Below are 10,540 nucleotides of genomic sequence, written 5' to 3' on the forward strand. Positions count from 1 at the left end.
CGAATTTCAGGCCGTCTGTCGCTCGCGGCGCGGACGGCCACGAAGTTGCAAGCGCCCCGTTTCCGTCGTGGGCGCGGTGGCACCGGATTGCTAGGACCAGGACCTTCTTCACCGCGCCCACCCCACCACGAAACCATCACGGCGTGATAGATCGTGATGCTCCRTGCCGGTACCGGCAGATGGGCGAATGGGCACGGAGCCCCTACCGGGGGCCTCACTACGAAACCAGCGCCATTGGCAGGATCGTGGCCATTCAAACCGGTAACGGCATGAGGCTATTACAGCCCGGGGCCTGACGACGAATCCAATGGGCTGCGCAACCCCGACACGCCAGCCTCCTGCAAGGATCGCTTTCTTTTGGTTACTTTTCTTTACGAGTAAAGAAAAGTGACACCTCCGTGTGCGTAAACGGCCAACCCCGTACAGCCGCGACAGCAGCTAGAAGCAATAAAACCCCACCAAAAACGCCCACCCCGCCTAAGCGGAGAAATCGCCGGCGACGCCAACACCAGCCTACCCCCGCCTCACCCCCTCAACAGGATCCGCCTCAAAGGCTTCCCACAGCGCATCACGCCGCTGCAACGCCTTGATGACTGAAGGCTGACGCAATTGCGCTACCGCCGAGACCAGCGCATTGCACAGGAAGAAGGCCGCCGTATAGGAATCAAAGGGGGAAGCATTACCCGTACGCACCAGCAGATGATGATGCGACAGCGGCACCAGTGGCGCAGCCGGACTATCGCAAATCGCGATCACCCGCGCACCGCGCTCGCGGAAAGCACGGGCGATGCTCACCGGCGCGCTGGAATAGCGGCGGATGCTGAACGTCAGCAGCACGTCCTCGGGCTCCACCCACAGCATGGCGTCCGTGGCAGTCACCGCTCCGGCCCCCAACTCCTGAACCTGCGGCCGGCACATGTTCAGATGCAGCGCCAGCCATGCCCCCACAGGCGCGCTGTTTTTCTGCGCCAGCACGAACAACCGCCCGCGCGGTTCGGCCAGCAGACGCGCGATCGCCTCGAAGGCCGCCATGTCCAGCACTTCGTGGGTGGCCGCCAGGTTGTGCTGGTCGTGCAGCAGCGCGTCGTCCACGCAGGCGCGCAAGGTGCGCTTGCCACCGATCGTGGCCGGCGCGCGCTGGCCCGCGGTGGGCAGGAGCGCCGTCACGCTGGCCCGCGCCTCGCGCTGGGCGTCGGCATAGCTGGCATAGCCCAGCTTGGCGAACAGGCGCACCACCGTCGAGGCGCTCGTGCCGTGCTGGGCGGCAAGCGAGGTGGCCGATTCCAGCAGCGCATGCGGATAGTCGCGGCCCAGTGCATCGGCCAGCGCGTGCTCGCGGATAGTCAGCGTGGCCGCCTCGCGCGCGAGGCGCTCAAGCAGGGTGGCGCTGTGTTGAGGGAGCTCCTGTCGATTTTTCATGGCGTTGACACGCTGCAATGCATATTGCATGATCATAGCACTTTTGCAATACATGAATCATCTCCACACGATGGAAGGAGCGGGGGTATATGGCGGATAGCGAGATGCTTGCCAACGCGGCGGGCGAGGTGATCGACTGGCTGGGTGGCCAGCAGGCCGAAATGCAGGCGCTGCTACAGCGCATTGTGGACATCGACAGCGGCAGCCGGCAGGAAGCCGGCGTGACGGCCGTGGCAGAGGTCCTGCGCGGACACCTGCAAGCTGCCGGCATTGCGGTCACGCTGCATGCCGTGCCCGGCTACGGCGTGTGCCTGGATGCGCTGGTGCCCGGCGCCGGCGATGGCGCGCCGATCCTGCTCATGGGCCATATGGACACCGTGTTTCCGGCCGGCACGGCGGCGCGCCGTCCCTTCCGCGTGGAAGACGGGCTTGCCTACGGGCCCGGCGTTGCCGACATGAAATCGGGCCTGGTGATGAATGTGTTCGTGGCCGAGGCCCTGGCGCGCTGCGGCGGCAATGCCCTGCCAGTGCGCCTTTTCTTTTCCTGCGACGAAGAAATCGGATCGGCCGCCACCCGCGAGCGGATCATGGACGTGGCGCGCGGCGCGCGTGCCGTGTTCAACGCCGAGCCCGGCCGCGTCAGCGGCAACCTGGTGACCGGGCGCAAGGGGTCGATGGTGGTGGAATTCGAGGTAGAGGGCGTGGCCGCGCACGCGGGCGTCAACCATGCCCAGGGTGCCAGCGCCATCGACGCGCTCGCGCGCAAGATCCTGGCGCTGCATGCGCTGACCGACGCCGGGCTGGGCATCACCACCAATGTGGGCTGCGTGAAAGGCGGCATCGTGCCCAACATGGTGGCGCCGCATGCGCAGGCCGAGCTCGACGTGCGTTTCACCGCCGACACGGACATCGACGCGCTGGTCGGGCAGATACGCGCCATCATCGAGGCCGAATCGCTGCCGCGTACCACGGGCCGGATCACCGACATGCGCCGCACCCGGCCGATGACCCAGACACCCACGGACTTGCTGGCGCTGTACCAGCGCGGCGCGCAGCAGCTGGGCTTCTCGGTGGAGGGCGAATTCACCGGCGGCGCCGCCGACAGCGGGCTCACATCCTCGGTGGGCACGCCCACGCTGTGCGGCACCGGCCCGGTGGGCGGCCATGCGCACACCGTGCGCGAGTACTGCGAGCTTGCCACCTTCGTGCCGCGCGCGCAGGCGGTAGCGCTAGCCATCCTCGCACTGCGGTGAGCCGAGGCACTTCCCTGCATCCGACTTTAACTACCTTCACCACACTGCCATGCCGAACGTGCCATTCTCTCGCCGCCATTTCCTCCGCACCGGCCTCAGCGTAGCCGCGCTCGCGTGTGCCGCGCCGCTGGCCGCGCAAGCGCAAGGCGCGTATCCCTCGCGCCCCATCACGCTGGTGGTGCCCTTTCCGCCCGGTGGTTCGGTGGACATCATGGCCCGCCAGTACTCGGAGCCGCTCTCGCGCATCCTCGGCGTGCCGGTGGTCGTCGACAACCGCCCGGGCGCGGGCGGCTCGGTCGCCACGCAATCGGTGGCGCGCAGCAAGCCCGATGGCTATACGCTGGTGGTGTCCTCCCAGAGCAGTCACCTGGCCAACCCGCTGACCCAACCGAAGCTGGGCTACGACCCGATCAAGGATTTCGAGAACATCGCCATCCTGGGCCGCCAGCCCAACGCCCTGGTGGTGCACTCGAGCCTGCCCGTGCGTACCTTCGCGGAGTTCCTCGCCTACGCGAAAAAGAACCCGGGCAAGCTCGACTACGGCAGCGGCGGGGTTGGCAGCATGGGCCAGCTGAATGTGGAGATGCTCAAGGCCAGCACCGGCATCTATGCCACGCACATTCCCTATCGGGGCGGCACGCATTTGATCACGGCCGTGCTGAGCAATGAGGTCCAGTTCATCCTCGACAACCTGGTCATCATGCTGCCCTACATCAAGGAAGGAAAGGTGCGCGCGCTGGCGGTGGCTTCCGAACAGCGCCTGCCGCAGCTGCCCGATGTGCCGACCATGGCCGAGCTGGGCTATCCGCAGCTCAACCTGAGTTCCTGGACAGGCATTGCCGCGCCTGCCGGCACGCCCGAACCGGTGGTGCAGAAGCTCTACCAGGCGGTGCGCCAGGCCGCCAGCGACCCCGCCATGCAGACGGCCCTGCGCGCGCGCGGCGTGTTCCCGCCCGAGGAGATGACGCCAGCCGCCTTCGAGCGGATGATGGCCGAGCGGATGCAGCGCTACGGCGAAGTGGTCCGGCGAGCCAGGATCTCGGCGGAGTGAGTGCGCGGGATCAGGGCCTGACGGTGGCCTGCCCGCCCGTCTCACCCATTCCGCCCACTCCGCCCGCGCGCAGCATGTCGATGACAAGCTGCATGGCCGGCGTGGGCGGGCGGCTCTTGCGCAGCACCAGGCCATAGGGCGCAAGCCGGCCATGCAGGGCTACCGGCAGCGTGGCGATCATGTTCAGGTCTTCGTAGTAGCGGGCCACCGAGGTGGGCAGCACGGCCAGCATGTCGGATTCGCGCAGCACGGACAGCGTGGTGAGGATCGACGACGTCTCCACCGTGCTCACCGGCGGCGGCACGCGGTTCTCGCGGAAGGTCTGGTCAATGATCTGGCGCATCGGGCTGGGGTGCGGCTGGATGATCCAAGCGTATTCCGTCAGCGCGGCCAGTTTCAGCTTGCCGTGCTCCGCCGCCGGATGCCCCACGCGGGTGACGATGGACAGCGCCTCCTCCCCCAGCGTCTCGAACGACAGCTCCTCCGACGGCCAGCCATCCGGGATGCGGCCCAGCACGATATCGATCTGGTCCTGCTGCAGGGCGTGCACCAGCACATCGCTGGTATCGATCTGCACGATGATGTGCAGGCGCGGATGCGCTTGCTTGAGCCTGACAATCACCCGGGTCAGCAAATCCGGCGCCGGCGCCATCACGGCGCCCACGCGCACCTTGCCGACATCGCCGGCCTGGATGGCGACCAGTTCTTCGCGCAACTCGTCCATATCGGCAAAAACCACCCGCGCGTAGCGCATCACCGCCTTGCCCGACACCGTGGGGTCCAGCCCGCGTGCGTGGCGCGTGAACAGCGATACGCCAAGTACATCCTCCAATTCCTGCAAGGACTTTGTGGCCGCCGGCTGGGTCAGCGCCAGCCCTTCCGCCGCCTGGCGCAACGAGGGCGACTCCGACAGCGCCAGCATCAGCTGCAGGTGCCGCATACGCAGGCGTTTGCGGATGGACGCGCTGGATGGGATGGTCACGGCGATAAGCTCCGATAATAGGTGGACAACAATATCCGATGTTTTGTTTATCGCGGATTCTCGCACATGGCTTGGGCGCGACAGAGGTCTGCCGCGGCTGGCCTTTCCCGCACATTCCCACGGCCGCTACGGCGTCCGGAACCCGTCTTCCGCATTTTTCGCTGCACTTCGGCGCATTTGCGGCCTGTTTCCGCGCTGCTGCGGTGCTTTTCGGGCATACTGACCCGCTCCCTCCCCATTGCGAAGCCGGCGTCCTGGCTTCCCCCCTTGATGCCCGGCTATCAAACCAAGCAAGAGAGCATTGCCGTCGCCGGCGTAGCCGACCTGGTCATTCGCTCGCTGCTGGATAAGCAGCAGTACTACGACCCCCTCGGCGAAGCCGATCGCATGGGCATTTCTTCCGCCATGTGGCCGCTGTTCGGCCTGCTGTGGCCATCCGGCGCGCACCTGGCTGCCCRCATGGCGGCGCGCCCGGTGGATATCACCGAACGCGTGCTGGAGATCGGCTGCGGCCTGGGCCTGGCCAGCCTGGTGGGACACCGCCGCGGCGCCGACATGACCGCCAGCGACTGCCATCCGATGGCAGCGAGCTTCCTGGCGGAGAACGTGCGTCTAAATGGCCTGGCGCCGATGAAATACCGGCACGGGCACTGGAGCGCCACGGCGCCTGAACAGGACGCCGCCGAGGGTGCGAGCCCGGCCAGCGCCTACGTCCATGGCCATTTCGACCTGATCATCGGCAGCGACCTGCTCTACGAGCGCGATGCCAATGCCAGCCTGGCTCACTTTATCGGGCGCCATGCCAGCCCCACCGTCGAGGTCTGGATCGTCGATCCCGACCGCGGCAACCGCCCGGCCTTCAACCGGCAGATGGTCGAGCAGGGTTTCCTGATGCGCGAGGAAAAGCTGGACCGCGCGGCCTCCCCCGGCGTGGAGGCCTATAAGGGGCGCCTGCTGGTTTATCGCTGGGCCGCGCCGATGCCGCCCGCGCCCACCCTGCAGTAGCAGCCAGCCCCCGCCCGCAAGCACCTCCCCTCAACAAGGCGTAGCATAACGGGCTCCCCAAACCCTCCGCCTAGCCTCATGCGTTCCGCGCGATCCCTGCCGCCCCTTGTGTCCCTGCGCGCTTTCGAAGCGGCCGCAAGACGCCTGAGCTTCAGCCAGGCGGGGCAAGAGCTGTTCGTCTCGCAAAGCGCGGTCAGCCACCATATCCAGAAACTGGAAGAAAACCTCGGCGTGGCATTGTTCGAGCGACGCACCCGCGCCGTAGCGCTGACCCAGGCGGGGCAGGCTTACTATGCACAGGTCCATGCGGCGTTCGAGCTGCTGCGCCAGGGCACCGAGCAGATCCGCGCCCCCGCCGGCGCGCGCACGGCCCTGACCGTGGGGCTGCTGGCTTCCTTCGGCACGCGCTGGCTGGCGCCGCGGTTGCCGGCCTTCTCGGCGGCGCATCCCGGCATCGACCTGCAGTTGCGCCCCGATATCGCCCTTGCGGACGTGGCGGGCGGGGAGGTGGACGTGGCGATCCGCTACGGCCGGGGTGCCTGGCCGGGCGTGGACGCGCAACTGGTCATGCCCGAGCGCTTGTCGGTGGTCTGCGTCCCCGCGCTGATCGCGGGCCCGGACCGCCCGCGCAAGCCGCAGGACCTGCTGCGCTACCCGTTCCTGGCCTCGCATGCCAGGCATCCGTTCGAATGGGACGCCTGGGCCCGCCGCTTCGGCCTGGCGCTTGGCCAGGCACAGACCGTGCGCCTGCACGACTACAACATCGTGGTGGAAGCGGCGCTCGCCGGGCAAGGCATGGCGATGGGCCGGCACCGCCTGATCGCCCAGCAGCTGGCCAGCGGCGCACTGGTGCCGGCACTGCCCGGCGCGGTATTGGATGACCCCGGCATCGGATGGTGGCTGGTCACGCCGCGCGGCCCGCTGAGCGAGGCCGCGTCGGCATTCCGTGCGTGGCTCATCGAAACCGCCGTCCGCGACCCGATGGACGGCACGCATTAGCCGCGACGCATTAGTTTTGCTCATGCATGCGGGCCGAGAATTGATTGGTTCTGCCGTGGCCAAGCCGATAGGATTGGCGTTTTCCAACCTCGCTCCGGCGTAACCGACATGACCCTCTCCATCTCCGCCCGCGTGGCCGAACTCGGCCTGGCCCTGGAATCCGCGGCCGCTCCCGCCGCCAACTACGTGGCGTTCGTGCAGGAAGGCAATCTGCTCTTTATCTCCGGCCAGATCTCACGCAAGGATGGCCAGCCCACCTACCTGGGGCGCCTGGGCGACAACATCTCCGACGAAGACGGCGTGCAGGCCGCGCGGCTGTCGGCGCTGGGCATCCTGTCGCAGATTGCCGCCGCCACGGGCGACCGGCTGGACCGCGTGGCCCGCGTCGTACGCCTTGGCGTCTTCGTGGCCAGCACGCCGGAATTCCATCGCCAGAGCGCCATCGCCAACGGCGCATCGGACCTGATGGTGCAGGTATTCGGCGAGGCGGGCCGTCACGCGCGCGCCGCGGTTGGCGTTGCGTCGCTGCCCAGCGGCGTTGCCGTGGAAGTCGAAGCCGTGATCTCGCTGACCCAGCCCTGAACCCGACGCGCCTCACCGGAACCCCCATGCCCCCTCCCCTCACCCCCGCCGCCGTGGAGGCGCTGCGCGCCCGCGCGCCAGGCACGCTGACCACCACGCACTTCAATCACGCCGGCGCCTCGCTGCCCTCCGCGGCCACGCTGGAAGCGATTCACGCCCACCTGTGGCGCGAAGCCACGCAGGGGCCGATGGAGGCCGGCTTGGCGGCCCGCGAACAAACGGAACGCGCGCGTACCCTTGCCGCGCGGTTGCTGAACGCCCAGCCGGCGGAGATCGCCCTGACCACCGGCAATTCGCCCGGCTGGGGCGCCGCCTTTGCCGCACTGGGATCCTGGCAGCCCGGCGACCGCATCCTGGTAGGGCGCCACGAATGGGGCGGCAACCTGGCCGCCATGCGCCTCACGGCGCAGCGCGCGGGCGCATCGATCGAAGCCATTCCGTCCGATAGCAGCGGCGCCGTGGATCCCGAGGCGCTGGAGGCCATGCTGGACGACCGCGTGCGCCTGATTGCGCTGACCTGGCTGCCGGCCAACGGCGGACTCATCAATCCCGCCGCGGCCATCGGAAAGGTGGCGCGGCGCCACGGCATCCCCTACTTCATCGACGCCGCACAGGCGGTGGGCCAGTTGCCGGTCGACGTGGCCCAGGTAGGCTGCGATGTGCTGAGCGGCGCCGGCCGCAAGGCGCTGCGCGGGCCAAGGGGCACCGGCCTGCTCTATGTGCGGCAGGATTTCCTGCCCCGCCTGACGCCGGCATTCGTGGACACCTATTCCGCGCCGCTGGATGCGCACGGCGACCCCGTCCTGCGGCCTGGCGCGGCCCGCTTTGAATCGGCCGAAGCATCGATGGCGCTGCGCTGCGGCCTGGCCAATGCCTTGCAGGAAGCGTTGGAGATCGGCCTTGAGAACATCCGTGCGCGGATCGATGCCACCGCACAGGCGCTGCGCGCGCAAATGGCCGGAATACCCGGCGTGACGGTGCTGGACCAAGGCCGCGAGCGCTCCGGACTGGTGGCCTTCAACGTGGCCGGCCAGGACCCCGTGTCGGTGCAGCGCAGCCTGGCGGCGCAGGGCGTGGTGATCGGCAGCAACGGTACCGCCTATACGCCCCTGGATATGAACGCCCGCGGACTCAGCCAGATTGCCCGCGCCTCGGTCAGCTACCTGACCACCGAGGCGGAGATCGGGAAATTGCTGGGGGGCTTGCGGGCGCTGGTGCGTTAGGGCGCCGGTATCCCGATATCCAGGCCGATCCAATCTCACGGCCCCCTTTTCGCGTCAGCGCTCACGCAGGCCGCGATCCCATCGCTAGTCCCCCTTCCCGGCACCCGCCTTGTCCGCCGTGCCAGCACTTCGCAGCGTGGGTACCAGATCGTCCGGCGTCTCGACGTTGACTGGAATGGGTGGCATCCAGCGCAAGGTGCGCTTCGCGCTATCACGCGGGCCGCTCAGGTAGGTGTGCCAGTGTGCCCGCCGGATGTGCGGGCGCGGGCCAGCATGAGTCCCAGCACCATCGCCAGCGCCGGCGGCATCGCCAGCGGCATCACGGCCAGCACGGCGCAGCGCGGCGCCCAGACGCGTGGCAACGTCCCAGCACACCGGTCGCTGCGCGGCGAACATGCGCACCCCCTTCTTGGTGCGCTTCGGCACCGGCCGCGATGGCCGGGATGCACCATCCCCGATTTCGGCGGCTTCGCTGCACAGGTACAGGAGCAGCGAGAGAATACGCGGCAGCAGCGTCGGCATATTTCGCTCAAAATCTGGTTCGGGCGCCATGCCGTCCTCACGCATGCTTTGAAACATGCCGCGAATAGCCTCGCCCAACGTGCGGCGGGTCAGATCGATCGGGCAGGTGAGCAGGCCGTCAGTGTAATTGAGCTGCAGCATCAGCACCTCGCGGCCGGTGTTGGTTTCACACAGGTTGGCGAAGACGCCGTAAACGAGAAGATCGTCCCAGTGCATGCCGGGCGTCTCAAGATAAACACACCATTCTGGCAAGTGCCGCAACAACGCCGCGGGCAATTCCCCTGTCACGGGCGTCGCGCACAAGGCATCGTAGACCGTCGGGTCGATGCGGTAAATCCCCTGCGTCACGCGCCAGGCCGCTATTGTCGCCACAAGTTGCAAATGCGTGACCAGCCCCTTCGGCGTCGGGTCGCCTGGGCGCAGACCGAGCCTGCGCATCATCATGTTCCGAAGCAGCGTGTATGGAATGTAGTAGTGGTCAGGCCATCCCCGCGCCGCTGGATCACGCAAGGCGCGCAACTTGTCCGTTGTCGCCAACAGGCCGGGATAGCAGGTGCCGACGTGCGTGAGCCAGTAACCGGGATGCATCTTCGCTGCGTCGCCCGATGCCGACGGCAATGCGGCAGGCACCTGCGGCTGCGGTGCGTGCGCTGCGTTGATTGAATTCGTCATCGTCTTTCGCCTCATCAGTAAAGCGGCACCGGTATCATCCCGCGAGCCGTGACATCGGCAAGCGAGCAGCCGCTTGCACCGTGGCTAGTCTGCCCATGCCGCCGCCATCCACTGCGCCGGAACCATCAAAGCTGGCCCCCGCCAGCTCCAGCGTGCTGCCTCGCACCTCGATCCTTACCGGATCGGTCTTCTTCCACTGTTTCTTCGGCACCACCAGCTTCCAGACCGTCTCCTTGCCGGGGCTACGGAAGAGCGCGATGACCCCGACATATTCCGCCTCGGCATGCATCGGCTCGCTCAAGCTCACGCTCRCATCGGGGCGCAGGATGACGTCCTTGGTCGCCAGCAGATCCGGCTTGAGTAATTCGAGATCATCGGCCTGCAGTCGCGCATAGCCCAGCTGTTCAAAGGCCTGCGGCGATTTCAACTGGTAGATCCGCACCACCGTCGACAACGATTGCCCGGCGCCGTTTGTATTTAACGACGGCCGGCTGGTGAGATCGAGGCTCATGGTCTTGACCTGCGTCGTGAAGGCCCATTTCGCTGCCTCCACCGTGCTGTCCTTGACTGCCTGGCCCACGCCGCAACCAGCTATATGGGTGGCAACCAGCAGTAGGGCACCGTTTCGAAGCTGTCGCCTCATCGTGTTGATCCTCTTTGTGCAGCGTATTGCTGCGTTGAGTTGTGCCCGCGCCAGTTCCCGAGTTGCRCGCGGGTAACGGCATCGCTGGCGCCCGGGGCGTCGGCTTCGCTGTGCCGCCTGAGCTGCGTGGTGTAGCCCAGGCTCACCTGGTCCGAATTCAAGGCCGGCGCCGGCATCAGCGCGGGCCTC

At 67.3% G+C, this 10,540-nt stretch carries 10 protein-coding genes and 1 pseudogene; 6 read left to right on the top strand and 5 right to left on the bottom strand.

All coding sequences use genetic code 11. The annotated features are described in order from the left end of the window. Nucleotides 1–513: 513 nt before the first annotated feature. Nucleotides 514–1,419 carry a MurR/RpiR family transcriptional regulator gene (locus AC1DT6_RS39450; protein ID WP_441637066.1) on the bottom strand — a complete coding sequence of 302 codons (906 nt, stop codon included), beginning with the start codon at nucleotides 1,417–1,419 and terminating at the stop codon, nucleotides 514–516. 89 nt (nucleotides 1,420–1,508) lie between these two features. Between AC1DT6_RS39450 and AC1DT6_RS39455 the strand changes: the two genes are divergently transcribed. Then, on the top strand, nucleotides 1,509–2,672 hold the full coding sequence (locus tag AC1DT6_RS39455) for a M20 family metallopeptidase (RefSeq protein WP_441637068.1): 1,164 nt from the start codon (nucleotides 1,509–1,511) through the stop codon (nucleotides 2,670–2,672). Between the two features lie 49 nt (nucleotides 2,673–2,721). Continuing rightward, nucleotides 2,722–3,723 carry a Bug family tripartite tricarboxylate transporter substrate binding protein gene (locus AC1DT6_RS39460; RefSeq protein ID WP_441637070.1) on the top strand — a complete coding sequence of 334 codons (1,002 nt, stop codon included), beginning with the start codon at nucleotides 2,722–2,724 and terminating at the stop codon, nucleotides 3,721–3,723. A gap of 10 nt (nucleotides 3,724–3,733) precedes the next feature. On the opposite strand, the gene AC1DT6_RS39465 is transcribed toward AC1DT6_RS39460, so the two are convergent. Next, a complete protein-coding gene (locus AC1DT6_RS39465) occupies nucleotides 3,734–4,663 on the bottom strand; it encodes a LysR family transcriptional regulator (RefSeq protein ID WP_441637084.1) in 930 nt (309 codons plus the stop codon). Nucleotides 4,664–4,975: 312 nt separating this feature from the next. Between AC1DT6_RS39465 and AC1DT6_RS39470 the strand changes: the two genes are divergently transcribed. From AC1DT6_RS39470 to AC1DT6_RS39485, 4 genes are all read left to right on the top strand, one after another. Further along, on the top strand, nucleotides 4,976–5,710 hold the full coding sequence (locus AC1DT6_RS39470; RefSeq protein WP_477115532.1) for a class I SAM-dependent methyltransferase: 735 nt from the start codon (nucleotides 4,976–4,978) through the stop codon (nucleotides 5,708–5,710). 78 nt (nucleotides 5,711–5,788) lie between these two features. Next, the gene (locus AC1DT6_RS39475) at nucleotides 5,789–6,709 is read left to right on the top strand and encodes a LysR substrate-binding domain-containing protein (RefSeq protein WP_441637074.1); all 921 of its coding nucleotides are present in this window, start codon (nucleotides 5,789–5,791) and stop codon (nucleotides 6,707–6,709) included. 108 nt (nucleotides 6,710–6,817) lie between these two features. Beyond that, complete coding sequence (locus AC1DT6_RS39480; protein ID WP_441637076.1) at nucleotides 6,818–7,291, top strand: RidA family protein; 474 nt, start codon at nucleotides 6,818–6,820, stop codon at nucleotides 7,289–7,291. 26 nt (nucleotides 7,292–7,317) lie between these two features. Further along, nucleotides 7,318–8,514, top strand: a complete 1,197-nt coding sequence (locus AC1DT6_RS39485; protein WP_441637078.1) for an aminotransferase class V-fold PLP-dependent enzyme — start codon at nucleotides 7,318–7,320, stop codon at nucleotides 8,512–8,514. A gap of 84 nt (nucleotides 8,515–8,598) precedes the next feature. Here AC1DT6_RS39485 and AC1DT6_RS39490 read toward each other — a convergent pair whose 3' ends face one another. From AC1DT6_RS39490 to AC1DT6_RS39500, 3 genes and pseudogenes are all read right to left on the bottom strand, one after another. Then, nucleotides 8,599–9,708, bottom strand: coding sequence for an AcrVA2 family anti-CRISPR protein (locus AC1DT6_RS39490; protein WP_477112139.1), 1,110 nt, complete (start codon nucleotides 9,706–9,708; stop codon nucleotides 8,599–8,601). A 34-nt stretch (nucleotides 9,709–9,742) separates the two neighbouring features. After that, complete coding sequence (gene tssJ, locus AC1DT6_RS39495) at nucleotides 9,743–10,351, bottom strand: type VI secretion system lipoprotein TssJ (RefSeq protein ID WP_477115533.1); 609 nt, start codon at nucleotides 10,349–10,351, stop codon at nucleotides 9,743–9,745. Beyond that, nucleotides 10,348–10,540: pseudogene (locus AC1DT6_RS39500) on the bottom strand (hypothetical protein); the annotation flags it as partial. The gene tssJ and the pseudogene AC1DT6_RS39500, both read right to left, overlap by 4 nt.

The sequence above is a fragment of the Cupriavidus sp. 01L45 genome, from assembly GCF_056399885.1.

Coding starts and splice junctions, on each gene's coding strand:
- AC1DT6_RS39455 (WP_441637068.1), top strand. CDS start 1,509: ATGGCGGATAGCGAGATGCTTGCCAACGCGGCGGGCGAGGTGATCGAC.
- AC1DT6_RS39480 (WP_441637076.1), top strand. CDS start 6,818: ATGACCCTCTCCATCTCCGCCCGCGTGGCCGAACTCGGCCTGGCCCTG.
- AC1DT6_RS39475 (WP_441637074.1), top strand. CDS start 5,789: ATGCGTTCCGCGCGATCCCTGCCGCCCCTTGTGTCCCTGCGCGCTTTC.
- AC1DT6_RS39450 (WP_441637066.1), bottom strand. CDS start 1,419: ATGAAAAATCGACAGGAGCTCCCTCAACACAGCGCCACCCTGCTTGAG.
- AC1DT6_RS39485 (WP_441637078.1), top strand. CDS start 7,318: ATGCCCCCTCCCCTCACCCCCGCCGCCGTGGAGGCGCTGCGCGCCCGC.
- AC1DT6_RS39490 (WP_477112139.1), bottom strand. CDS start 9,708: ATGACGAATTCAATCAACGCAGCGCACGCACCGCAGCCGCAGGTGCCT.
- AC1DT6_RS39460 (WP_441637070.1), top strand. CDS start 2,722: ATGCCGAACGTGCCATTCTCTCGCCGCCATTTCCTCCGCACCGGCCTC.
- AC1DT6_RS39465 (WP_441637084.1), bottom strand. CDS start 4,663: ATGCGGCACCTGCAGCTGATGCTGGCGCTGTCGGAGTCGCCCTCGTTG.